Annotated in this window: 1 protein-coding gene; it reads left to right on the forward strand. The window is 61.9% G+C overall.

The window, feature by feature from the left end:
* Nucleotides 1-1070 (forward strand): acetate--CoA ligase (locus tag C3Y91_RS03415; protein ID WP_168574983.1); only part of this gene is annotated, 1070 nt, incomplete at both ends.

A 1070-nucleotide genomic window follows, 5' to 3' on the forward strand; every position in this document is an offset into this window, starting at 1 on the left:
GTGCCGCTGAAGGACAATACCGATACGGCTATTCACATTGCAGCACGCCAGCACGTGATCGTGGACAAGGTTCTGGTCGTTCGCCGCACCGGCGGCAAGACCGGCTGGGCACCGGGCCGCGATCTCTGGCATCACCAGGAGGTCGCCACCGTGAAGGCGGAATGCCCGCCGGTGAAGATGAAGGCGGAAGACCCGCTCTTCATTCTTTATACGTCAGGCTCGACCGGCAAGCCGAAGGGCGTGCTGCACACGACGGGCGGTTATCTCGTCTATGCGGCAATGACCCATGAATATGTTTTCGATTATCACGACGGCGACGTCTACTGGTGTACGGCCGATGTCGGCTGGGTGACCGGCCATTCCTATATCGTCTATGGGCCGCTCGCGAACTGTGCGACGACGCTGATGTTCGAGGGCGTGCCGAATTTCCCGGATCAGGGCCGTTTCTGGGAAGTCATCGACAAGCACAAGGTCAACATCTTCTATACGGCGCCAACGGCGATCCGCTCGCTGATGGGCGCCGGTGACGACTTCGTGACGCGCTCTTCGCGCTCTTCGCTGCGCCTGCTCGGCACGGTCGGCGAGCCGATCAATCCCGAGGCCTGGGAATGGTATTACAATGTCGTCGGCGACAAGCGCTGCCCTGTCATCGATACGTGGTGGCAGACGGAAACCGGCGGCCATATGATCACGCCGCTGCCTGGCGCCACCGATCTGAAACCCGGTTCGGCGACGACCCCGTTCTTCGGCATCAAGCCGCAGCTGGTCGACAATGAGGGCAAGGTGCTGGAAGGTGCGGCCGACGGCAATCTCTGCATCACCGACAGCTGGCCGGGCCAGATGCGCACGGTCTATGGCGATCACGAGCGCTTCATCCAGACCTATTTCTCCACCTACAAGGGCAAGTATTTCACCGGCGACGGCTGCCGGCGCGATGCGGATGGTTATTACTGGATCACCGGCCGCGTCGACGACGTGCTGAACGTCTCCGGCCACCGGCTCGGCACGGCGGAGGTGGAATCCGCTCTCGTCTCGCACAATCTGGTCTCGGAAGCCGCGGTCGTCGGTTA

Source organism: Rhizobium ruizarguesonis (assembly GCF_012349115.1).
Taxonomy (GTDB): domain Bacteria; phylum Pseudomonadota; class Alphaproteobacteria; order Rhizobiales; family Rhizobiaceae; genus Rhizobium; species Rhizobium ruizarguesonis.